Origin of the sequence: Hymenobacter sp. H14-R3, from assembly GCF_030063445.1 — a bacterium.
GTDB lineage: Bacteria > Bacteroidota > Bacteroidia > Cytophagales > Hymenobacteraceae > Hymenobacter.
The window spans coordinates 41,840-62,003 of the sequence record NZ_JASITD010000014.1 but is presented as its reverse complement, the minus strand read 5'-3'; the positions used below and the strand labels follow the sequence as shown (position 1 = coordinate 62,003).

The following is a 20,164-nucleotide window of genomic DNA, read 5'->3' as shown; positions in this document are numbered from 1 at the left end:
TAAGCCGCCTGCCAACACCCCCTCTCCTTACTTAGTAGCTTATGAGCCTGTTTACCCACCCAGCTTTCTTCTTTGTCCTGGCCCTGCTGTACGTAGGTATTCGGCTGTATATGCACCGGCGCAAAGCCCGTACGCAGGCGGTTGGCCAGCCCAGCCTGGTGGATAACCCGCCTCCGCGCCCCGACTTTGCGCTCACCCGTGAGAGCCTGGAGGGCATCGGCACCATGGAGCTGCCCAGCGGCCCCGAGTGGGCGCGCACGCCGGCCGGTTTCTACCACGCGCAGCTGGGGATGAGCCTCGTTATCCAGACGCAGATTGAGGGCTTTGCCAATGACACGGCCAGCTACCTGGCCAGCTACGACCTTGTGAACCAGCGCGATGCACTCAACTGGCAACGGGGCCCCGAGCAGCTGGGCCAGGTGGCGGGCGTGGTAGCCGCCCGCACCGGCGGCCGCTTCAACAATGGCACGGCCATGGTCACCCGCGACTACTTGTTTTTTGCGTCGTTCACCACTGTCCTTCTGCAATCGCGGGTACCTGCCGAGCACGCCCAGGCCCTCCTCATTACCGATTACCTGGCTTCTACTTTTCAGCCTAAGTGAGGGAAGTAACCTGAGTGGGTAGGCTGCTAGCCTTTCAGATAATGCCTTGATAACAAGTAATTTACTATTTTACGCCATGACCGCCGATAAAATCCTCACCCCGGCGCAGCTGCCCGCCACGCTGGCCGCCTGGCGCGCCGCCGGCGAGCGCGTGGTGTTCACCAACGGCTGCTTCGACCTGCTGCACCTGGGCCACGTCGATTACCTCGAAAAGGCCCGCGCCCTGGGTACCCGCCTCGTGGTGGGCCTCAACACCGATGCCTCGGTGCGTGCGCTGAAGCCCGGCCGGCCCTTACAGGACGAAACCGCCCGCGCCCGCATTCTGGCCGCGCTGGCCTTTGTCGATGCCGTGGTGCTGTTTGGCGAGCCCACGCCGTTGCAGCTAATTGAGGCCGTGCAGCCCGATATTCTGGTAAAGGGCGACGATTATGCCGTGGCCGGAATTGTGGGCCACGAGCTGGTGTTGGGCCGGGGTGGGCAGGTACGCACCGTGCCGCTGGTGGCGGGCTATAGTACCTCCAACATTGTTAAGAAGATAACCGACGGCCTGAAGCCCTAACTACTCGGCACGCCTACTAGTTAGGGCAGCCGTTTTCGAGCCAACTAACGTATTTTTGCAGTCTACTCTCCCCTCTCCCACCCCTATCCCCCACCCCCGTATTTTGGAAATGACCACTTCGACGGCCACGGCCTCCCCCTTCCAGCTCACCGAAGAGCAACTGGCCGTGCAGGCCGCCGCCCGCGACTTTGCCCAGAGCGAGCTGTGGGAAGGCGTGATTGAGCGCGACGAGCACCAGAAATTTCCCGCCGCCCAGGTAAAGCGCATGGGTGAGCTCGGCTTCATGGGCATGATGGTGAGCCCCGAGTACGGCGGCTCGGGCCTCGACACCATGAGCTACGTGCTGGCGATGGAGGAAATCTCCAAGGTCGATGCCTCGTGCTCAGTTATCATGTCGGTTAATAACTCGCTGGTTTGCTGGGGCTTAGAGCAGTACGGCACCGAGGAGCAGAAGCAGAAATACCTGCCCCGCTTGTGCTCGGGCGAAATCATCGGCGCCTTCGCCCTCTCCGAACCTGAGGCCGGCTCCGATGCCACCAGCCAGCGCACTACCGCCGAGGACAAGGGCGACTACTACCTGCTCAACGGCACCAAAAACTGGATTACCAACGGCACCACTGCCTCGGTGTACCTGGTTATTGCCCAAACCAACCCCGAGCTGAAGTCGCGCGGCATCAACGTGCTGATTGTGGACAAGGACATGCCTGGCTTCATCCAGGGCCCTAAGGAGAACAAGCTCGGCATCCGGGGTTCCGACACCTGTTCGCTCATGTTTACCGACGTGCAGGTGCCCAAGGAAAACCGCATCGGGGCCGATGGCTTCGGCTTTAAGTTTGCCATGCAGGTGCTGGCGGGCGGCCGCATTGGCATCGCCTCGCAAGCCCTGGGCATTGCCTCGGGCTCGCTGGAGCTGAGCATCAAGTACGCCAGGGAGCGCAAGGCATTTGGCGTCGAAATCGCCAAGCACCAGGCCATCCAGTTTAAGCTGGCCGACATGGCTACCAACATCGACGCGGCCCGCCTGCTGTGCCTGCAAGCCGCCGCCGACAAGGACAACCACGCCGACTACGCCAAGAGCGGGGCCATGGCCAAGCTCTTCGCCTCGAAGGTAGCCATGGATTCGGCCGTGGAGGCGGTGCAGATTCACGGGGGCTACGGCTTTGTGAAGGAGTACCACGTGGAGCGCTTTATGCGCGACGCCAAGATTACCCAGATTTATGAAGGAACCTCGGAAATCCAGAAAATCGTAATCTCCCGCGAAATCCTCAAATAGCACTCTACCGGCTATCAAAATCACGAAGTTGCACGGAACCCAGGCCAAATAGGCCTGGGTTTTTGTTTTTGTGAATTTTTTTTAGAAAACATTGCAGTAAATAGTAGTAACTTTAGCCACTTTTGCGGGGAACTGAGGGGACCTATCCTTATAATGAAAACAACGTAGATGGAAGATTATAATAAAGTAATTGAATCTTTGGGGGTTCGTTACATCAGAGCCAAAAACCTGGTACTGAGGCAGGCCTTCACGGTGCGCAATGCCTATGATGTAGGCAATAACATTATTCTGCTGCACCAAGGCAAAGTGATTTTTGGGGAAGACGAGCAAACGGTGGAGGAAGGCGAATTGCTTTTCCTGCCCGGCGGGCGGGCTACGCGCGTGGGCTACGGCGAAAGCGCCGCCACCCGCGTGATTTCCAACGACGACTTAATTACGAATAAAGACCGGTTTTTTACCTCCAACGATAAGCTCGATTTCATCGGCGATGCCGAGGAAAGCCACAGCTTCGTCTCGTTTGAGGCCAAGGTGTTTGACTCGGTCAACTTCTTCGCGTCGCTCGACGTGCCGGCCTTCATTATTAGGGGCAACACGAAGCTGGCCAACCTGGTGATTAAAATCATTGAGGAATCGCTACAGGACCTGCCGGGCCGCGAGCGCCTCATCAACATCTACACCGAGAACCTGGTAGTGGAAGTGGTGCGCTACATCTTGCGCAACAACCTGTTTGTGGAGCAGCTCGCCACCAACAGCACCTACTTCAAGGACCCGCGCCTCATCGACTTGTTCAACTTTATTAAGGAGAACCTAAGCGGCGATTTGTCCAACAAGGTGCTGGCCACGGTAGCCAGCGTGAGCGAGGACTACGTGGGCCAGTATTTCAAGATGCTGACCAACATCAACCCGCAGGATTACATTGAGTACCAGCGCATGGAGCGCGCGGTTTCGCTGCTACGCACTACCAAAAAAAGCATCCGCGACATTGGCAAGGAAGTGGGCTATAAGGACACGGCCTACTTCTGTCGGCGCTTCAAGATGATGTTTGGCATTCCGGCCGGCAAAATGCGCCGCCGCGAAACGGCCATGAACATATAAACCGCAGATTTAGACAGATTTCGCTGATTCAGACGAGCCTTGGTTGGGCCGGTGAGTTGGCCGAGACTGGGAAGCCTAAAGCTCCTGACGCTTTGCTTGGCGTTGGGAGCGTTGGGCTTTTTTGCTGCGGTGCGGTGTGGGAGGGGGTTACTCCGTACCTGACTTTTACCCTATGCTACCGCATTGACTAATTAGTGCTTAGCTGCCTGGCGGGCCAAAAAGGTTTGCACGCCCAGGCGGCCGCTGTCCATGAGCTGCTGTTTCTGAGCGCTGGAAATCCGTTTGATGCGGGGGCTGAAACCCAGGAAGTTGATGCTAATGGTGCGCTGCCAGTCGGCGGGCGGCACGGGGTTGAGATTTTCGAGGGCCACGGTGTAGAGGGCCCCCGCGTAGGATTTGAAATCGGTGATGGCGTAGGGCGCCAGCTGCTGGCGGCCGGTGGCGGCGGTGTCGTAGGCAATTTGCTCGGCGCGGTCGAGGCGCAGGCCCAGTGTTTGGGGGTTGTAGACGTTGCCACGGGCGTCGGGCGCGGCGGCGGGGCCGGCGGGCAAGTAGCGCGGCTTATCAAACAAATCAATGGGATAATTGGCCAGCAGGCCGCCATCGACGAGCACCTGCACGGGCTGGCCGGGGGTTGGCCGGCCCAGCACAACATTGCCCCCGGCATCGAGTAGCACGGCCCGGAAATAGAGCGGAATGCTCATACTAATGCGCACGGCATCGGCCACGCGCATGGTGGGGTTGGTTTCGTAGCTGAACACCTGCGTGCGCTGGGTGGTGAGGTTGGTGCCAGTGGTGTAGAGGTCGCGGTAGTGGCCGGGGCGCTGCTGGGCCAGGGCGTGCAGTTCGCCCAGGGTGAGGTGGGGCCGCTGGGTTTTGCGGCCTATCAGCTCGCTGAGGTAGGTGGCGAAGGCATCGCCGCGGTACCAGCCGTACTGCTTCACCAGGCGGTGGGTGCCCCCAAAAAAGATGAACCGGCCGTCGTTGAGGCGCTGCACGGGCGTGGCATTTACCACGGCCACAATCTCACTAGCCGAGTAGCCCACCGCCAGCAGCGCCGCCTGAATAGCCCCCGCCGAAGTGCCCCCCACCCGCTCGATGCCGGCCAGCACGCCGCGCTGCTCCAACTCTTGCAAGGCCCCGCCGTAGGCAATGCCCCGAATGCCGCCGCCCTCCAGCACGAGGTTGCGATAGGGTGGGGTAGTGGATTGAGCCTGCGTAGTAGCGGGGCTGCTCAAAAATCTCAATAGACTGAGCAACAAGAACAAACGACTAGCCATAGCCCGCAAGATACTGCTCCGTCTCGCTACTGCGGCAACCACCCGGCCACCCGGCCCCTGAGGCTGGCCGTATCTTTGCAGCCTGTCTGCTCCCTTCCCATCCCGCTCACTCCCAGCCTGCTCATGACTACTTCGCCCAGCGAACCTACCACCACTTCCCGAACACCCGGCAACGTCCTTGTCATTGGGGCCTGCGGCCAACTGGGCCTAGAGCTCACCGCCGCCCTGCGCCAGCGCTACGCCCCCGAGGCCGTGGTGGCCGCCGATGTGCGCCCGCCCAAAGACCCCGCGGCCCTGGCCGGCGGCCCCTTCGAGCTGCTCGACGTGCTCGACCAGCCCCGCCTGGAGGCCCTGGTGGCGCAGTACCAGCCGGTGCAGATATACCACCTCGCGGCGCTGCTCTCGGCCACGGCCGAAAAGGACCCGATGTTTGCCTGGAAGCTGAATATGGATGGCTTGCTGAACGTGCTGAACCTGGCCGTGCAGTACCGCGTGCCGCAGGTGTACTGGCCCAGCTCCATTGCAGTGTTTGGGCCCGACACCCCACGCGAGCACACGCCCCAGACCACCATCATGAACCCCAACACGGTGTACGGCATCAGCAAGCTGGCCGGCGAGCAGTGGTGCGAATGGTACCACCGCCACTACGGCCTCGACGTGCGCAGCCTGCGCTACCCCGGCCTCATCGGCTACAAGAGCCTGCCCGGCGGCGGCACCACCGACTACGCCGTGGACATCTACCACAAGGCCGTGGCCGGCGAGGACTTCGAGTGCTTCCTGAAGGCCGACACCTACCTACCCATGATGTATATGCCTGATGCTCTGAAGGCTACGCTCGACCTCATGCACGCCCCCGCCGATAGCATTAAGGTGCGCACCAGCTACAACCTGGGGGCCATGAGCTTCTCGCCCGCCGAGATTACCACGGCCATTCAGCAGGAAACACCCGGCTTCCAGGTCAGCTACGCGCCCGACCAGCGCCAGGCCATTGCCGACTCGTGGCCCGCTAGCATCGACGACACGGCCGCCCGCCAGGATTGGGGCTGGGCCCCGGAGTTTGACCTGGAGAAAATGACGCGCGACATGCTGGTGCATTTGCGCGAGCCGGTAGTGGCGTAGTTGGCTGCCCGCTCCTATCCAAAGCAACCGTTTGGTTCAGGTGGGAGCGGGCAGCTTCGCCTTTCGGCCCCGAGTTGTGTAACACCGAAATAAGTTAAAAAAGGTTAAAAACCTGGCATATTAGGAGGGGTAAGTGCGGCTATTTTTGTTGGCACTTTATTCTTATCTATGATGCTACGCTTACTTTGCCTGCTCGCGGGCTTGCTTCTCTTTACCAACCGCCTGTGGGCCCAGGCCTACGAGCCGGGCCTGCTGGTACGTAGCAACGGCGACACCCTGCGCGGGGAAATCGAAAACGATTTCTGGGAAGCGCCACCCACGTTTATTCGCTACCGAAGCACGACGGCCAGCCCCAGCCAGCTATTTGCACCGCGCCAGCTGCGGGCCGTGCGCCTTACTGGGGGGCGTCATTTTCGCTACGAAGTGCTGCGCCTCGACCACGCGGCCGAAACCCGCCTCGAAAGCCTGCCGCGTGGCAACTACGCCGATATCCGCACCGATTCGGTGCTGGCCGAAGTACTGCTGGAAGGGCCAATTGACCTGCGGCGGGTAGTGCTGATGGGCACCACTCACTACGTGCTGCGCCGCCCTGGCCAACCCGACCTGGCCCTGAGCGAGCGCAAGTTTCTGCGGCAGAAGGACGACGGCGTTTGGTCGATAGCCGACGGCAACAACTACCACAGCCAACTGGATATCTACTTTATTGATTGCCCGGCCGCGTCCCAGGCGGCGGCCACCGCCCCCTTCACCGCCGAAGGGCTAGCGGCCGTAGCCCAGGCCTACGCCATGGCGTGCAGCCCCGGCCAGCAGCCGGCCAGCAGCTGGCTGGGGCAGGCCCGGCGCCGGCGGCAGGTGGCGTTTCAGGGCGGGGTGCTGGCCGGCCTGCGCTACAATGGCATCAGCAGCCCGGTAGAGGCGATAGACGGAGCCTCGCGCGCTGGTTCGCAACTGGTACCGTTTGGCGGCCTCTACACCGAGCTACTGCTGCCCAGCCGCACAGCGGCCATCTACGGCGAACTGAGCGTCAGCACGTTTCGCAATCGAACGGCTTATATTTCCAGCTTAAGTAGCCAGGGAATTATTATTTACACCCCATTTGGCTACCACGGCACGCTGGGCACGGCGCGCATTGGGGTGCGGTACTACCGGCCACTGGCCCACGACCAGCAACTTATTGTGGGTCTGGGGTTTGAGTATGACCAAGTGTGGGGACTTGCCGCAACCGATGCAGCCACTGCGCAATACCTGCAGTACGAAGACCAGAATGTCTACTACCCCCAAACCGTGCTGCTGCCCAACCTTACCCTAGGCTGGCGGCAGCGGCGCTTCACGGCAACCCTCGACGGCCAACTGTATCGCTCTGGTATTGAGGGTCTTTCCGGCAACTTGGTTGGCAGCAACTTCGCGGCGCGCCTGGGCCTGAGCTACCGCCTGGGCCGCAACCCCGACGTGCCAACCCCGCCCCGCCCCTAGCCCTACCGCCCGCCCAGGCGGCGCGGCCAGCCCAGCAGCCGCGAGGTGAGCAGCGGCACCCCAAACGTGGCAATGGTGAGCACCGTAAGGCCCACGTCGGCGGCTTCGCTGGCCAGAAACCGGCTCACCGGGTAGCTGGGCGCAAAATGCTCCAGCAGCGAGAGCACCAGCTTGAGGCCCAGGATGCCGATAACCACGAAGGCCGCCGTTTCCAGAAACGGGTACTTACCCATGAGCCCCACGAAGGCCTGTGCCACCAGCCGCATGGCCAGAATGCCGATGAACACGCCTACCACAATCAGAATCAGGTTGTTGCTAAAGGCCACCACCGCAAACACGTTGTCGATGGAGAAGGCAATGTCCATAATTTCAATAACGACCACGGTGGCCCAGAAGGGGCCCAGCAGCCCCAGCGTGCGGCGGTAGAGCCAGCTTTTCTGCTTGTCGGGCGCGTCGTCGTCGGTGGGGCGCGTGGCGCGGAAATAGTCAAGCGTGAGGTACAGCAGGTACAGGCCACCCAGCGGCTTCAGAAACCAGAAGCCTACCAGGTACGAGGCAAAAACCAGGCACAGACCCCGAAAAAAATACGCCCCGAAGATGCCGTAGCGCAGCGCCTGCTTGCGGCGCTCGCGGGGCAGGTCGCTCACCAGGGTAGCCAGCACGGCGGCATTATCTACCGAAAGCAGGCTTTCGATAATGACGAGGTTACCGACCACCGCCAGCGAGGGCAGCGGGTGCGTGAGGATGTCTTGCAGTTGGGCGTACATTGGCGGGTGAATGCGGAATTTGGAGGGAAAGGAGAAAAATTGTTGACCATCCAACAGTTATTCCGTTGCCTGTGCCTGCTCATTTAGCGTAAAGCGGCCCCAAAACTGCGACAAAATACTGAGAACCCGCGCATGATAGTTAACCCAATACCTACCGGCTGGCAGGTAATTTACCAACAGGCCCACGCCTTGCTGGCTGCGCAGCTGGCCTGGCACTGGGCCCCCTTTTTATCGGCCGACCGCTGGGTGGGCCTGCTGGCCGCCACGGCGCAGCACGACGACGAGCAGGCCGCCTGGCACGGGCGCGGCGGCCACCACGGCCTCACGCCCGCCGGCGCCCCAGCCAACTTCACCCAACTGCCCTTTTCGCTGGAGCAGGCCGAAGGCGTGCTGCACGCGGCGCGCTTCCAGGGGCGCTGGCGCAGCCTGCTTACCAGCCTGCACCTGAGTACGTTGTATGAGCCCATGCGCGATAGCAAACCCGAATTGGTTGACTTTCTGGACGAGCTGCGCGCCCGCCAGGCCCGCTGGATGAAGGAGCTGCACCTCGACAAGGTGCGGACCCACCAGGCCTACGACCTGCTGCACTGGTGCGACCGCCTCTCCCTCATTCTGTGCCGCAACGAGCTGCCCGAAATGGGCCGCGCCGTCGAAATTTACCCCGACCCCCTGGGCAACGGCCACCGCACGGCGCACCTGGTGCGGCAACCCGGTGGGCCCGGCACGCCGGTAGTCGTGAGCCCCTGGCCCTTCGCCGACAAAGAACTGGTGGTGAGCGTTGAAGCCCAGCAACTGCACCAGCTTCGGTTTCGCGACGATGCCGAGCTGGCGGCGGCGCTGCACTTTGGCCCCACCCAAACGCTGTGCTGGATATTGCAGCCGGGCTAGGTTATTTTTTCGTGCATTTTCCGGGCAAAAATCCGGGCGGTCCGTATTGGAGTAAACACCTACTTCAGCGCGGCCCGCTGCTGCGCCTGGTAGCTGGCTGAGTACCCGCGCTCGCCGCTTCCCACGCTATTTCCGCCCCTGCTTATGACGCAGTATAAATTTTCCGATATCGTTGCGATTTTCAAAGCTTCAGCAACCGAGTTTACCGTTAACAATTCGTTTCGGCACGCGGCAGCGCTATCATACTACACCATTTTTTCGCTGCCACCGCTGCTGCTCATCGTTATCACGCTGGCCAGCTCGGTATATGGCGGCGAGGCCCTGACCGGGCAGATTTATGGTCAGCTCAAAGGGTTGGTGGGGGCCGATTCGGCTAAGTTCCTGCAAGACAGCATCGCGCAGTTTACCTTGCAGCAAAAATCGGGCTTGGCTACGGCCATTGGCCTGGGCACGCTGACCTTCGCGGCTACCACGTTTTTCGTTACGCTGCAAGAGAGCATCAACGACATCTGGAACCTGAAAGTCAAGACTGAAGGTATTGGCATCTGGGATTTTGTGCGCCAGCGGCTACTTTCGTTCGGGCTCATCCTTAGCGTAGCTTTGCTATTGCTTATCTCCTTCGTAGTGAGTGCTTTACTAGGAGTATTTACCGGTTATCTACAGCGGCTGCTGCCCGAAATCGGCCTCATCGCCATTAAGCTGGTCGATTTTGTATTATCGCTGGTTATCACCACGCTGCTGTTTGGGTTGATTTACCGGTTTCTACCCGATGCCATCATTCGCTGGCGCGATGTGGGCATTGGCGCGTTTATCACGGCTTCGTTATTTATTTTGGGCAAGTATCTGATTTCCTTTTACATAGCCAAATCTAATCCAGGTTCGGCCTTTGGGGCGGCGGGCTCGGCCATTGTGCTGCTGGTGTGGATTAATTACTCATCACTCATCATCTTTTTCGGGGCTGAGTTCACTCAGGAATTTGCCGACGCCTTTGGGCAGCGCATTCAGCCCAAGGCCCACGCCGTGCGCGTGGAAGTGCGCGAGGTGCCGCCCGGTGAGTCGGAAGGCGAAATAGCCAGCGGCCGCCCGCCCAGCACCGGCAGCTGGAAAGGATAAAAAAAAACAGCGCCCACCACCGGCTGGTAATGTCCGGTTAGCTTCAAGCGAAATTGCTTTATATTCAATTGATAATAAGCTTATTAATTCGTTTCAACAGCTTGCTAAAGGCTGGAAATTCGCTGAATTAGAGTCTGATGCGTTGCAAAACGGGCTTGCAACTATCGGCCCTTAGCAAGGCATCTTTGCCCCAGTTGCCGGCTACATAGCGGTGGCCCCAAAGTATGCGCGTTGTTTTACTGCTAGGAGGCATTTTGATGGCGGCCCTGGCCCATGCCCAGCAACCGGTGGCCCTGCCCGGTGCGCCGCAGCCCAACCAACCACTAACGCCCCCGCGCACGGCCGAGCTACCGGGAGCCGAGGTTATTGGCCACCCCGGCGAAGTTATCGGGCAGAGCTACAGCGTCGAAACGGTGGGCGGGACGCTTTTCGACGGCACGCTGCGCGAGGTAACCGACTTAGCGCTCACGTTTGAAACCCGCGAATTGGGACTGGTAACGATACAGCGCGTTAATATGCGGCAGCTAATGAGCCAAACCCCCGAGCAGGTGCGGCGGGGCTTCGACTACGTGGGCAATGGCACGCGCATGTTTATTGCCCCCACAGCCCGCAACCTGCACAAGGGCGAAGGATACGCGCAGGCAATTGACGTTTTTTTGCTGGGAGTCAACTACGGCGTGACCGATAATTTTTCGGTGGGCCTGTTGGTGCCCGTGGTGCCGTTTGTGGGCATTCCGGCCATAGCCGTGACCCCCAAGCTGACTGTGCCGGTGAATGATAAGCTTAACCTAGGGGCAGGCGTACTGTACGGCTTTGCCACGGGCGTTGACGGGGGGCGCGGCAGCGCCGGTGTGGGCTACGGCCTGGCCACTTACGGCTCGGCCGATACCAACGTGACGCTGGGGCTGGGCTACGGCTTTAGTAGCGACGGGGGTAGCAGCTCGCCAGTGGTAGTTGTTGGGGCCAACGCCCGGATATCGCGCCTGTTTTCGCTGGTCAACGAAACCTACCTGACCACCGCCACGAATAACGATGGCGTTTTTGGCTTGGCCGGCCTGCGCTACGCCGCACCGCGCTTCAGCGCCAGCCTGGGGGCGTTGTACTACTCCGTGCGTAGCGAAACCGGCCTTTACCCGGCCTACCTGGACGTATCCCTACGCTTTGGGAAGATTAAGCTGCGGTAAGGCAACGGTTACGAAAGCCTACGCGCCTACCGCAACCGTCTCTTTATTAGCTAGTTGGCCACAGGCGGCATCAATATCCTTGCCGCGGCTGCGCCGGATATTGGTTTGCACGCCACGGTCGGCCAGGTACTTGTGGAAGGCCGTGATTTTATCGGCCTCCGCGTTCTGGTAATCGGCGTTTTCGATGGGGTTGTACTCGATGAGGTTAATCTTGCAGGGCAGCCACTTGCTGATGAGGTAGAGCTCGGCGGCGTCTTGCAGCGAGTCGTTGAAGCCATCGAACACAATGTATTCGTAGGTGACTTTACGGCCCGTTTTCTCGTGGTAGTATTGCAGCGCCTCCTTAAGGGCGGCCAGCGAGTTGGCCTCGTTGATGGGCATAATCTCGTTGCGCTTCACGTCATTGGGGGCGTGCAGGCTCAGGGCGAGGTTGGCCTTGATGTCGTCGTCAGCCAGCTTCTTTATCATCTTGGCGATGCCGGCCGTGCTGATGGTGATGCGGCGCGGAGCCATGTTGAGGCCATCGGGGGCGGTGATGCGGCGCACGCTTTCCACCACGTTGGCGTAGTTGAGCAGCGGCTCGCCCATGCCCATGTACACGATGTTGGTGAGCGGCGTACCATACTGAGCCTCACACTGTTCGCGAATGCGCACCACCTGGTCGTATATCTCGGCCGCGTCGAGGTTGCGCTTGCGGTCCATGTAGCCGGTGGCGCAAAACTTGCAGGTGAGCGAGCAGCCCACCTGGCTGCTGATGCAGGCCGTCATGCGCGTATCGTGCGGAATGAGCACGCCCTCCACAATGTTGCCGTCGTGCAGCCGGAAGGCCGACTTGATGGTGCCGTCGTTGCTGAGCTGCTGGTTTTGCACGGCCACGCCGTTTATCACGAAGTGGGCGGCCAGCAACTCGCGGGTAGCCAGCGAGATGTTGTTCATTTCCTCAAACGAGCCAGCCGTGTTTTTCCACAGCCACTCGCTCACCTGCTTGGCGCGGAAGGGCTTTTCGCCATTCGCCACCATAAACGCCTTGAGGTCGTCGGGCGAGGTTTTGCGGATGTCGCGTTTAGCGGGGGCGAGTTCGAGTTCCAGTAACATAGTGCAAAGATACAAACAGCCAGAACGTTGGGTTCCCGGCATTTTGGAGAACTTTTGCAGGGCCGGGCGTATTTTGCAGAAGTACTATCTCCGCTATTCCCATGCGCAACGAAACGCTCATTGCCGAAACTGGCCGTTTGTTGGCCGCTCTATCTGAAGAGCAAGCGCGCACGGTGCGCGACTTCGCGGCTTTTTTAGCCCAGCAAGCGTGGCACAATTTACCGTTGGTTGATGATAACTTGTCGGCTGATGAAACCGAAGAAGAATTTGCGGCTGATATCAGGGCTATTCAGCAGCACAGCCGAGCTTATGATTTTCTGCACGATGAATCCAGCCTATCAGAAGACAAATTAGAAGTAACAACTCAAATTGGAGTTGCCTGATGAAAAAAGGTGATATTCTCCAGGTTCAATTTCCGTTTACCAATCAGCAAGGGGGCAAGCGCCGGCCAGCGCTCGTGCTAGCCGTAGAAGCGCCCGATGTTACGGTGGCTTTCATAACCGGCAACCTGGCCCTTGCGCAACCGCACGACGTAGTGTTGCAGCCAACCGCGCTAAATCGACTACAGAAGCCTTCGCTGGTGCGCGTACTAAAAATGGCTACCCTCGACCCGAGTCAGCTGAGCGGTCGCATCGGCGAACTCACTATGGCCGAGCTTCAGCAAGTCGATACCGGCTTGCGTTTAGGCCTGGGTTTGTAAAAAACCGGCTTGCAGAACCATGTTTTTGCTTACCTTCGCCGCATAAACTTTAGGGGTGCTTTGCGCAAGCAAGGCTGAGACGATACCCTCCGAACCTGAACCAGATAATGCTGGCGAAGGGAAAAGTACTGGTCCGCCCGCGGCTGCCTTATGGGGCACGCCGTGGCCGGCGCCGCCTAGTGTTTATGGCCTGCCCTTGTCCCAACTAACGCTAGTTGCATGGTTTGCTACGTAAACAATTCTGAGCACGAAGTCACTGATAACCAGTGGCTAGCTGATTTGCTCGCCACGCTGGGCCAGACCCAGACGCGCGGCCTCGCCGTGGCCATCAACGACGTGGTGGTGCCCCGCGCCGAGTGGGCCAGCCGCGCCGTGCAGCCCCACGACCGCCTCACCCTCATCCGGGCCACGCAAGGCGGGTGACTTTTCAATTACCAGGGAACAATTATCAATTATCAGGTGGGTATTTTGCCCAATTTATTGATTGACTGATAATTGCATGAAGCTGGCGGATAATCAATTAATCATTTTTTCAGATGAAGCAAAAAGACCGCGCCCCCCAGCAGACGCTGGTGGAACGCCAGCCCCTGACGGGCTCGCGCAAGATTTACGTGCCGGGCCAACTGCACCCCGGCATCCGGGTGGCGATGCGCGAAATCGTACTGGCCGACACCGAGCGCCAGTTCGACTTTGGCTTCCCATCGGAGCCGAACGCGCCCGTGACGGTGTACGACACCAGCGGCCCCTACACGGACCCGAATATCGAGATTGACCTCAGAAAAGGGCTGCCGCGCCTGCGCGAAAGCTGGATTCTGGGCCGCGGCGACGTGGAGCAACTGGCCGGCACCACCTCCGGCTACGGCCAGCAGCGCGCCGCCGATAACAGCCTGAACCACTTGCGCTTCGAGCACATTGCCGCCCCGCTGCGCGCCAAAGCCGGGGCCAACGTAAGCCAGCTGCACTACGCTAAGCAGGGCCTTATTACGCCCGAGATGGAGTACATCGCCATCCGCGAGAACCAGCGCTTCGACGAGCTGCCGGCCGATGACCCGCTGCGCACGCAGCACCGCGGCCACAGCTTCGGGGCGCGCACGCCGGAGGGCCACATCACGGCCGAGTTTGTGCGCCAGGAAGTGGCGGCCGGGCGGGCCGTTATCCCGAGCAATATCAACCACCCGGAGAGCGAGCCGATGATTATTGGGCGCAATTTTCTGGTGAAAATCAATACCAATATTGGCAACTCGGCCGTGACGTCATCCATTGAGGAAGAGGTAGATAAAGCCGTGTGGAGCTGCCGCTGGGGCGGCGATACGCTCATGGATTTGAGCACGGGCAAGAACATCCACGAAACCCGCGAGTGGATTATCCGCAACTGCCCGGTGCCGGTGGGCACGGTGCCCATTTACCAGGCCCTAGAGAAGGTGAACGGCAAGGCCGAGGACCTCACCTGGGAGCTGTTTCGCGATACGCTCATCGAGCAGGCCGAGCAGGGCGTGGACTACTTCACCATTCACGCGGGCGTGCTGCTGCGCTACGTGCCAATGACGGCCAAGCGCGTGACGGGCATCGTGTCGCGCGGCGGCTCCATTATGGCCAAGTGGTGCCTGGCGCACCACCGGGAGAGCTTTTTATACACGCACTTCGAGGAGATTTGCGAAATAATGAAGGCCTACGACGTGGCCTTTTCGCTGGGCGACGGCCTGCGCCCCGGCTCCATCGCCGATGCCAACGACGAGGCCCAGTTTGCCGAGCTGGAAACCCTGGGTGAGCTCACCAAAATAGCCTGGGCCCACGACGTGCAGGTGATGATAGAAGGCCCCGGCCACGTGCCCATGCACCTCATTAAAGAAAACATGGACAAGCAGTTGCGCGAGTGCCACGAAGCGCCTTTCTACACGCTGGGCCCGCTGACCACGGATATTGCCCCCGGCTACGACCACATTACCTCGGCCATTGGCGCGGCCATGATTGGCTGGTTTGGCACCGCCATGCTCTGCTACGTAACGCCCAAGGAGCACCTGGGCCTGCCCAACAAGCAGGACGTGAAGGACGGCGTAATCGCCTACAAAATTGCCGCCCACGCCGCCGACCTCGCCAAGGGCCACCCCGGCGCGCAGTACCGCGACAACGCCCTGAGCAAAGCCCGCTTCGAGTTCCGATGGGAAGACCAGTTTAACCTCAGCCTCGACCCCGACACCGCCCGCGCCTACCACGACGAAACCCTGCCCGCCGAAGGCGCCAAAGTGGCGCATTTCTGCTCGATGTGCGGGCCGCATTTCTGCTCCATGAAAATAACGCAGGAGGTGCGCGACTACGCGGCCAAGCAGGAGAAAACGGCGGCCCAGGTATTGACGGAGGGGCTACGCGAGAAGTCGCGCGAGTTTGTGGCGAAGGGCAGCGAGATTTATCTGTAAACCTCTGTCGCTAAGTAATAGCTACGCCATGCGCCCCTACGCCCTCACCATTGCCGGCTTCGACCCCAGCGCCGGGGCCGGCGTGCTGGCCGACGTCAAAACGCTGGAAGCTAGCGGCGTGTACGGCCTGGCCGCCTGCACCGCCCTTACGGTGCAGAACGACGTGGCCTTCGAGCGGGTGCGCTGGGTGCCGCTGGCCGAAATTCAGGACCAGGTCCGACTGCTGCTGGCGCGGTTTGCCATCGGCTTCGTGAAAATCGGTCTCATCGAAAGCCTACCCATGCTGCGGGAGCTAATCGGCTGGCTGAAAGCGCATAACCCGGCCGTGCAAATCGTGTGGGACCCCGTGCTAAAGGCTACGGCGGGCTACGAATTTCACGCCCGGCCCGAGGTGGCACTGCTGCAAGGCATCTGCCGCGAGCTGGCGCTGCTCACCCCCAACCAGCCCGAGGCGCTACGCCTGCTGCCCGCCGCCACGGCCGAAGCGGCGGCCAGAACGCTGGCCGCCTGGTGCCCGGTGTTGCTCAAAGGCGGCCACGCCGCTGGTGCCTGCGCCACCGATGCGCTGCTGGTGGGCGACGCCCGCCACGAGTTTTCGGCTCCGCGCCTGCCGCACGGGGCCAAGCACGGCAGCGGCTGCGTGCTGTCGGCGGCGGTGCTGGCCCGGCTCGCGCTGGGCGACGACCTACCTGCTGCCTGCCGGGCGGGCAAGGCCTACACGGCCGCTTTTTTGGCTAGCAACGACACGCTGCTGGGCTATCACTTTGGAAATCAATAGTATGAAAATCAATAAGTTGCAATACATCGCCACCACGGCGCAGGCGGCCGGGCTGGCCTGCCAGGGCGGCGTGCGCTGGGTGCAGCTGCGGGTAAAAAACCTGCCCCCGACCGAGTGGCGGCAGCGGGCGCTGGCTACTCAGGCCGCGTGCCGCCAATACGGTAGCACGCTCATTATCAACGATAACCCCGCGCTGGCGCTTGAAATAGGGGCCGACGGCGTGCACCTGGGCCAGCAGGACATGCCGCCCGCCGAGGCCCGCGCCCTGCTGGGGCCGGGCTTTATCATCGGCGGCACGGCCAACACCTTCGCCGATATCGAGGCACTAGTGGCCGCCGGCGTGAATTACATCGGCCTGGGGCCGTTTCGCTTCACTACTACCAAGGAAAAACTGAGCCCGATACTGGGCCTAGCGGGCTACGCAGAAATTATGGCGCAATGCCGGGCCACGGGCATTACGGTGCCCATTGTGGGTATCGGTGGGGTAGGGCTCGCCGATATGGCGGCGCTTTGGGCTACGGGCGTGCACGGCGTGGCCGTATCGGGGGCCATCGGCCAGGCTGCCAACCCCACGGCTACGGCCGCGCTTTTTGTAGCTGAAGTAGCTGATAACCAGTACGTAGCAACCGCATGAAAACCCAACCTTTAGTAATTGCCGGCCGCACCTTCACCTCGCGGCTGTTTACGGGCACGGGCAAGTTCAGCTCGTCGGCCCTGATGGAGGAGGCGCTGCTGGCCTCCGGCTCGGAGCTGGTGACGGTGGCCCTCAAGCGCGTGGATATCACTGATAAACAAGATGATATCCTGCGCCACCTCGGCCACCCGCAGTTCAGCCTGCTGCCCAACACCTCGGGCGTGCGCACGGCGCGCGAGGCCGTGTTTGCCGCCCAGCTGGCCCGCGAGGCGCTCGAAACCAACTGGCTCAAGCTCGAAATTCACCCCGACCCCAAGTACCTGCTGCCCGACCCTATCGAAACCCTACGCGCCGCCGAAGAGCTGGTGAAGCTGGGCTTCGTGGTGCTGCCCTACACCCACGCCGACCCGGTGCTGTGCAAGCGCCTAGAGGAAGTGGGCGTGGCCGCCGTAATGCCGCTCGGCGCCCCCATCGGCTCCAATAAAGGCTTGCTGACCAGGGATTTTCTGGAAATTATCATCGGCCAGAGCCGGGTGCCGGTGGTGGTCGATGCCGGCCTGGGGGCGCCCTCGCACGCGGCGGAAGCCCTCGAAATGGGGGCTGATGCGGTACTCGTGAACACGGCCATTGCCGTGGCCGGGCAGCCGGTGGCGATGGCCTACGCCTTTCGGCTGGCCGTGGAGGCCGGGCGCATGGCCTACGAGGCGCGGCTGGCCGCGCCAGTGGCGCACAAGGCGGTGGCCAGTAGCCCGCTCACCGCATTTTTGGATTAGTAGCGCAAAGTTTCCACTTCGTGCACGAGCGCAGCGAGTATGGACGTGAGATTGGCGAGCGTGGATACTCGCTGCGCTCGTGCACGAAGTGGAAACTTCGCGCTACACGCAATTTAACAAAACAAAGTATGAGCTTCCACCCCGTTTTTGAAGCCCACCCCTGGGAGGCGGTGAAGGCCAGCATTTATGCCAAAACCAGCGCCGACGTGGCCCGCGCCCTGGCCGCGCCACGCCGCACCCTGGAAGATTTTAAGGCCCTGATTTCGCCCGCCGCCGCGCCCTTTCTAGAGCAGATGGCGCAGCTCAGCCACCAGCTCACGCGCCGGCGCTTTGGCAACACCATGCAGCTGTACGCGCCGCTGTACCTCAGCAATGAGTGCCAGAATATCTGCACCTATTGCGGCTTTAGCCTCGACAATAAAATAGCCCGCCGCACCCTCAGCAGCGTGGAAATACTGGCCGAGGCGGCCGTGCTCACCGGCTGGGGCTACGGCCACGTGCTGCTGGTGACCGGCGAGGCCAACCAAACGGTAGGCGTTGACTACCTGGCCAATGCGCTGCGTACGCTGCGCCCGCACTTCGCCCATTTAGCCATGGAAGTGCAGCCGCTCGATGAGGCCGACTACGCGCGCCTGATTCTCGAGGGATTGCACACGGTACTGGTGTACCAGGAAACCTACCACCAGGACGACTACAAAAAGCATCACCCGAAGGGCAAGAAATCGAACTTCCACTACCGCCTCGACACGCCCGACCGCCTGGGGCGGGCCGGCATCCACAAGATGGGCCTGGGCGTGCTCATCGGGCTCGAAGACTGGCGCACCGACTGCTTCTATACGGCGCTACACCTTGATTACCTGGAGCGTATGTATTGGCAAACCCGGTACAGCCTCTCCTTTCCGCGCCTTCGGCCGGCCGAGGGCCTGCTGCAACCCAAGGTGGCGATGAGCGACCGCGAGCTGGTGCAACTCATCTGCGCCTACCGGCTGCTCAATGAGGAGGTAGAGCTTTCGCTCTCGACCCGCGAAACGCCGGCTTTCCGCGACCAAGTTATCAGGCTGGGAATCACCAGTATTAGCGCGGGCTCGAAGACTAATCCGGGGGGCTACGCCGTGGCCCCCGAATCGCTGGAGCAGTTCGAGATTTCGGACGAGCGCAGCCCCGCTGAAGTGGCGGCTATGCTGCGCCGCCAGGGCTACGAGCCGGTGTGGAAGGATTGGGACGCGGCGCTGACATAAACGGCTGTCGTTCGGGAAGTTACTGCTGAGGTACGCTGAGCGCGGACGTTAAAACTCAGCGTACCTCAGCGATTCCCCCTGCGCACCTCAGCGGTAACTTCCTGCGCCAGCCGCTGAAAAGCCGCCACCGGGTCGGCGCTGCCCCACACATCGCCCAGCACGGCCGCGCCCGCAAAGCCAGCTTCCTTCGTTAAGCTAACATTCTGGCTGTCAACGCCGCCAAGCGCCAATACCTGCGGGCAGTAACCAGTCCGGCAAGCTGTCTTTTGTAGAAAAGCCCGCACTACGGCGAGGTCAAACGCGCTCCCGTAGCCCGCTTTGCTAATGCTATCGAAGATGGGACTCAGGAACACGTAGTCGTAGCGCCGCCGATGCTGGCTGATTTCGGCCAGCGAATGAAACGACGTGGAGAGGGTTTGCCCCGGCAGCAGCGCCGGGCGGCGGGCGGCGGCCAGTCGCCCGGCAGCCGTAAGATGCAGTCCTCCAAGCCGATATCCCCGCACTAGCTCGGGGTGGCCGTGCAACACCAGGCGCGCACGAAACTGCGGCGGCAGCGCTTCGATAAGCGCGGCCACTTGGCTAGCCGGCCAGCCGGGCTTGCGCAGGTGCAGGCGGGGCAGGCCCAGCGCCAGTAGCTCGGTGAGCAGGCGGGGCTCGTGGGGCAGGGCCGTGGGGGCCGTGATAAGCAGCAGGCGAAACATAGACTACCTAGCCGACCTGGGCCGCCAGCGCAGGCGGCAACGGCCGCAGCTTGCGGGTGGTGTAGTCGAAGCAGAGCATCCCGGTTTTAGCGCGGGCTACTTCTTTATTAGCTTGATTTTTAACCTGATACACGATATCAAACCCGTACTTATTGGGGTCGTTGGCGGCGAGCGCGATGGTGAGCACATCGCCGTGAAACGCCTCGGCCTTGTACTCAATCGCCACATCGACCAGGATGAAGCCCTGCCGGGTGGCGGGGTCAAACTCGGTGGCCCCGAGGCTGGCCAGAAACTGCACCCGCGCCTCGTGCAGCAGGCTCAGCAGGGCATCGTTGCCGAGGTGAGCGCCGTAATTGAGGTCGGTGATGCGGACGGGAATATCCACCGCGAAGCCAAAGCTGGCGGGCAAACTTACTTTTACGCGGGGCATCTTTTCAGTGAATAGGGAACAATGAGCAGGGAGCAATTGGATAAGGGG

The 20,164-nt window shown here is 61.1% G+C and carries 22 protein-coding genes and 1 riboswitch; of the genes, 17 read left to right on the top strand and 5 right to left on the bottom strand.

Annotated elements, in window-relative coordinates; translation table 11 throughout:
- The first annotated feature begins 41 nt into the window (after window positions 1–41).
- From QMK33_RS13955 to QMK33_RS13940, 4 genes are all read left to right on the top strand, one after another.
- The gene (locus tag QMK33_RS13955; RefSeq protein ID WP_283565212.1) at window positions 42–602 is read left to right on the top strand and encodes a hypothetical protein; all 561 of its coding nucleotides are present in this window, start codon (window positions 42–44) and stop codon (window positions 600–602) included.
- A 76-nt stretch (window positions 603–678) separates the two neighbouring features.
- Entirely contained in the window at window positions 679–1,161 is a 483-nt protein-coding gene (rfaE2, locus tag QMK33_RS13950) for a D-glycero-beta-D-manno-heptose 1-phosphate adenylyltransferase (RefSeq protein ID WP_283565211.1), read from the top strand.
- A 109-nt stretch (window positions 1,162–1,270) separates the two neighbouring features.
- On the top strand, window positions 1,271–2,434 hold the full coding sequence (locus QMK33_RS13945) for an acyl-CoA dehydrogenase family protein (protein WP_283565210.1): 1,164 nt from the start codon (window positions 1,271–1,273) through the stop codon (window positions 2,432–2,434).
- Window positions 2,435–2,602: 168 nt separating this feature from the next.
- The gene (locus QMK33_RS13940; RefSeq protein ID WP_283565209.1) at window positions 2,603–3,529 is read left to right on the top strand and encodes an AraC family transcriptional regulator; all 927 of its coding nucleotides are present in this window, start codon (window positions 2,603–2,605) and stop codon (window positions 3,527–3,529) included.
- 191 nt (window positions 3,530–3,720) lie between these two features.
- Here QMK33_RS13940 and QMK33_RS13935 read toward each other — a convergent pair whose 3' ends face one another.
- Window positions 3,721–4,809, bottom strand: a complete 1,089-nt coding sequence (locus tag QMK33_RS13935; RefSeq protein WP_283565208.1) for a patatin-like phospholipase family protein — start codon at window positions 4,807–4,809, stop codon at window positions 3,721–3,723.
- Window positions 4,810–4,932: 123 nt separating this feature from the next.
- On the opposite strand from QMK33_RS13935, the gene QMK33_RS13930 reads away from it, so the two are divergent.
- Both QMK33_RS13930 and QMK33_RS13925 read left to right on the top strand, forming a co-directional pair.
- On the top strand, window positions 4,933–5,928 hold the full coding sequence (locus QMK33_RS13930) for an NAD-dependent epimerase/dehydratase family protein (protein WP_283565207.1): 996 nt from the start codon (window positions 4,933–4,935) through the stop codon (window positions 5,926–5,928).
- Window positions 5,929–6,096: 168 nt separating this feature from the next.
- Complete coding sequence (locus QMK33_RS13925) at window positions 6,097–7,401, top strand: hypothetical protein (protein WP_283565206.1); 1,305 nt, start codon at window positions 6,097–6,099, stop codon at window positions 7,399–7,401.
- A 2-nt stretch (window positions 7,402–7,403) separates the two neighbouring features.
- On the opposite strand, the gene QMK33_RS13920 is transcribed toward QMK33_RS13925, so the two are convergent.
- Window positions 7,404–8,168 (bottom strand): TerC family protein, encoded by a 765-nt coding sequence (locus QMK33_RS13920; RefSeq protein WP_283565205.1) that lies wholly within the window; start codon window positions 8,166–8,168, stop codon window positions 7,404–7,406.
- Between the two features lie 132 nt (window positions 8,169–8,300).
- Between QMK33_RS13920 and QMK33_RS13915 the strand changes: the two genes are divergently transcribed.
- The 3 genes from QMK33_RS13915 (at window position 8,301) to QMK33_RS13905 (ending at window position 11,353) form a co-directional block, all read left to right on the top strand.
- On the top strand, window positions 8,301–9,056 hold the full coding sequence (locus tag QMK33_RS13915) for a DUF3891 family protein (RefSeq protein WP_283565204.1): 756 nt from the start codon (window positions 8,301–8,303) through the stop codon (window positions 9,054–9,056).
- Between the two features lie 144 nt (window positions 9,057–9,200).
- Window positions 9,201–10,169 (top strand): YihY/virulence factor BrkB family protein, encoded by a 969-nt coding sequence (locus QMK33_RS13910; RefSeq protein WP_283565203.1) that lies wholly within the window; start codon window positions 9,201–9,203, stop codon window positions 10,167–10,169.
- 224 nt (window positions 10,170–10,393) lie between these two features.
- Window positions 10,394–11,353, top strand: a complete 960-nt coding sequence (locus QMK33_RS13905; protein WP_283565202.1) for a hypothetical protein — start codon at window positions 10,394–10,396, stop codon at window positions 11,351–11,353.
- 18 nt (window positions 11,354–11,371) lie between these two features.
- Here QMK33_RS13905 and rlmN read toward each other — a convergent pair whose 3' ends face one another.
- Complete coding sequence (rlmN, locus tag QMK33_RS13900) at window positions 11,372–12,448, bottom strand: dual-specificity RNA methyltransferase RlmN (protein ID WP_283565201.1); 1,077 nt, start codon at window positions 12,446–12,448, stop codon at window positions 11,372–11,374.
- A gap of 101 nt (window positions 12,449–12,549) precedes the next feature.
- On the opposite strand from rlmN, the gene QMK33_RS13895 reads away from it, so the two are divergent.
- From QMK33_RS13895 to thiH, 8 genes are all read left to right on the top strand, one after another.
- Window positions 12,550–12,831 (top strand): hypothetical protein, encoded by a 282-nt coding sequence (locus QMK33_RS13895; RefSeq protein WP_283565200.1) that lies wholly within the window; start codon window positions 12,550–12,552, stop codon window positions 12,829–12,831.
- Complete coding sequence (locus QMK33_RS13890; protein WP_283565199.1) at window positions 12,831–13,148, top strand: type II toxin-antitoxin system PemK/MazF family toxin; 318 nt, start codon at window positions 12,831–12,833, stop codon at window positions 13,146–13,148. The genes QMK33_RS13895 and QMK33_RS13890 overlap by 1 nt, the downstream gene beginning before the upstream one ends.
- A 41-nt stretch (window positions 13,149–13,189) precedes the next feature.
- Window positions 13,190–13,287: riboswitch (TPP riboswitch) on the top strand.
- Between the two features lie 80 nt (window positions 13,288–13,367).
- Window positions 13,368–13,571 carry a sulfur carrier protein ThiS gene (gene thiS / locus QMK33_RS13885; RefSeq protein ID WP_283565198.1) on the top strand — a complete coding sequence of 68 codons (204 nt, stop codon included), beginning with the start codon at window positions 13,368–13,370 and terminating at the stop codon, window positions 13,569–13,571.
- 113 nt (window positions 13,572–13,684) lie between these two features.
- Window positions 13,685–15,562 carry a phosphomethylpyrimidine synthase ThiC gene (thiC, locus tag QMK33_RS13880; protein ID WP_283565197.1) on the top strand — a complete coding sequence of 626 codons (1,878 nt, stop codon included), beginning with the start codon at window positions 13,685–13,687 and terminating at the stop codon, window positions 15,560–15,562.
- A 28-nt stretch (window positions 15,563–15,590) separates the two neighbouring features.
- Window positions 15,591–16,340: a hydroxymethylpyrimidine/phosphomethylpyrimidine kinase gene (locus QMK33_RS13875; RefSeq protein WP_283565196.1), complete on the top strand. Its 750-nt coding sequence runs from the start codon at window positions 15,591–15,593 to the stop codon at window positions 16,338–16,340.
- Window position 16,341: 1 nt separating this feature from the next.
- The gene (locus QMK33_RS13870; protein WP_283565195.1) at window positions 16,342–16,974 is read left to right on the top strand and encodes a thiamine phosphate synthase; all 633 of its coding nucleotides are present in this window, start codon (window positions 16,342–16,344) and stop codon (window positions 16,972–16,974) included.
- Window positions 16,971–17,747, top strand: a complete 777-nt coding sequence (locus QMK33_RS13865) for a thiazole synthase (protein WP_283565194.1) — start codon at window positions 16,971–16,973, stop codon at window positions 17,745–17,747. Before QMK33_RS13870 ends, QMK33_RS13865 begins: the two co-directional genes overlap by 4 nt.
- Before the next feature lie 128 nt (window positions 17,748–17,875).
- Entirely contained in the window at window positions 17,876–18,985 is a 1,110-nt protein-coding gene (thiH, locus tag QMK33_RS13860) for a 2-iminoacetate synthase ThiH (protein WP_283565193.1), read from the top strand.
- 65 nt (window positions 18,986–19,050) lie between these two features.
- On the opposite strand, the gene QMK33_RS13855 is transcribed toward thiH, so the two are convergent.
- Window positions 19,051–19,686, bottom strand: a complete 636-nt coding sequence (locus QMK33_RS13855) for a thiamine phosphate synthase (RefSeq protein ID WP_283565192.1) — start codon at window positions 19,684–19,686, stop codon at window positions 19,051–19,053.
- Window positions 19,687–19,693: 7 nt separating this feature from the next.
- The gene (locus QMK33_RS13850) at window positions 19,694–20,116 is read right to left on the bottom strand and encodes a thioesterase family protein (protein WP_283565191.1); all 423 of its coding nucleotides are present in this window, start codon (window positions 20,114–20,116) and stop codon (window positions 19,694–19,696) included.
- Window positions 20,117–20,164: the final 48 nt, after the last annotated feature.

What these genes read in the sequence shown, in the direction of transcription:
- QMK33_RS13895 (WP_283565200.1), top strand. Translation starts at nt 12,550, where the DNA reads ATGCGCAACGAAACGCTCATTGCCGAAACTGGCCGTTTGTTGGCCGCT.
- QMK33_RS13930 (WP_283565207.1), top strand. Translation starts at nt 4,933, where the DNA reads ATGACTACTTCGCCCAGCGAACCTACCACCACTTCCCGAACACCCGGC.
- QMK33_RS13890 (WP_283565199.1), top strand. Translation starts at nt 12,831, where the DNA reads ATGAAAAAAGGTGATATTCTCCAGGTTCAATTTCCGTTTACCAATCAG.
- rfaE2 (WP_283565211.1), top strand. Translation starts at nt 679, where the DNA reads ATGACCGCCGATAAAATCCTCACCCCGGCGCAGCTGCCCGCCACGCTG.
- QMK33_RS13920 (WP_283565205.1), bottom strand. Translation starts at nt 8,168, where the DNA reads ATGTACGCCCAACTGCAAGACATCCTCACGCACCCGCTGCCCTCGCTG.
- QMK33_RS13925 (WP_283565206.1), top strand. Translation starts at nt 6,097, where the DNA reads ATGATGCTACGCTTACTTTGCCTGCTCGCGGGCTTGCTTCTCTTTACC.
- thiC (WP_283565197.1), top strand. Translation starts at nt 13,685, where the DNA reads ATGAAGCAAAAAGACCGCGCCCCCCAGCAGACGCTGGTGGAACGCCAG.
- thiS (WP_283565198.1), top strand. Translation starts at nt 13,368, where the DNA reads ATGGTTTGCTACGTAAACAATTCTGAGCACGAAGTCACTGATAACCAG.
- QMK33_RS13935 (WP_283565208.1), bottom strand. Translation starts at nt 4,809, where the DNA reads ATGGCTAGTCGTTTGTTCTTGTTGCTCAGTCTATTGAGATTTTTGAGC.
- QMK33_RS13870 (WP_283565195.1), top strand. Translation starts at nt 16,342, where the DNA reads ATGAAAATCAATAAGTTGCAATACATCGCCACCACGGCGCAGGCGGCC.
- thiH (WP_283565193.1), top strand. Translation starts at nt 17,876, where the DNA reads ATGAGCTTCCACCCCGTTTTTGAAGCCCACCCCTGGGAGGCGGTGAAG.
- QMK33_RS13855 (WP_283565192.1), bottom strand. Translation starts at nt 19,686, where the DNA reads ATGTTTCGCCTGCTGCTTATCACGGCCCCCACGGCCCTGCCCCACGAG.
- rlmN (WP_283565201.1), bottom strand. Translation starts at nt 12,448, where the DNA reads ATGTTACTGGAACTCGAACTCGCCCCCGCTAAACGCGACATCCGCAAA.
- QMK33_RS13915 (WP_283565204.1), top strand. Translation starts at nt 8,301, where the DNA reads ATGATAGTTAACCCAATACCTACCGGCTGGCAGGTAATTTACCAACAG.
- QMK33_RS13940 (WP_283565209.1), top strand. Translation starts at nt 2,603, where the DNA reads ATGGAAGATTATAATAAAGTAATTGAATCTTTGGGGGTTCGTTACATC.
- QMK33_RS13905 (WP_283565202.1), top strand. Translation starts at nt 10,394, where the DNA reads ATGCGCGTTGTTTTACTGCTAGGAGGCATTTTGATGGCGGCCCTGGCC.
- QMK33_RS13955 (WP_283565212.1), top strand. Translation starts at nt 42, where the DNA reads ATGAGCCTGTTTACCCACCCAGCTTTCTTCTTTGTCCTGGCCCTGCTG.
- QMK33_RS13850 (WP_283565191.1), bottom strand. Translation starts at nt 20,116, where the DNA reads ATGCCCCGCGTAAAAGTAAGTTTGCCCGCCAGCTTTGGCTTCGCGGTG.
- QMK33_RS13910 (WP_283565203.1), top strand. Translation starts at nt 9,201, where the DNA reads ATGACGCAGTATAAATTTTCCGATATCGTTGCGATTTTCAAAGCTTCA.
- QMK33_RS13865 (WP_283565194.1), top strand. Translation starts at nt 16,971, where the DNA reads ATGAAAACCCAACCTTTAGTAATTGCCGGCCGCACCTTCACCTCGCGG.
- QMK33_RS13875 (WP_283565196.1), top strand. Translation starts at nt 15,591, where the DNA reads ATGCGCCCCTACGCCCTCACCATTGCCGGCTTCGACCCCAGCGCCGGG.
- QMK33_RS13945 (WP_283565210.1), top strand. Translation starts at nt 1,271, where the DNA reads ATGACCACTTCGACGGCCACGGCCTCCCCCTTCCAGCTCACCGAAGAG.